This is a genomic window from Pseudomonas sp. 10C3 (assembly GCF_036346185.1).
Taxonomy (GTDB): Bacteria; Pseudomonadota; Gammaproteobacteria; order Pseudomonadales; family Pseudomonadaceae; genus Aquipseudomonas.
Window position 1 is genome coordinate 1 of sequence record NZ_JASJVE010000114.1, and the last position, 270, is coordinate 270.

The 270-nt window shown below is 56.7% G+C and carries 1 protein-coding gene; it reads left to right on the forward strand.

The window, feature by feature from the left end; genetic code table 11:
• Positions 1-262 (forward strand): hypothetical protein (locus QN399_RS26335; RefSeq protein ID WP_330201945.1); only part of this gene is annotated, 262 nt, incomplete at its 5' end.
• Between the last annotated feature and the right edge of the window lie 8 nt (positions 263-270).

Genomic DNA, 270 nt, shown 5'->3' on the forward strand with positions numbered 1-270 from the left:
TATCAACCCTCTGCAGTTCCTCGGTAAGACAATCTACTTCGAAGAAACCCCACATCCGGGCTACACGGTCGGCTACATGGCTCGGGTTGTTGGTTTGCAGGTCCCTTGCCCTGGTGTCGATATCGAATGGGTATTGCTACTGCGACGGCCTGGCTACCCGCGAGTGCCAGATGAGTACGTTGACTACCGCGCGGTAAAGTTTGATGAGGAGGCTGCTGCCCTTGCTCTCCCTGACGACTTACCGCAAAAGGGCATTCACTAGGGCCGGGG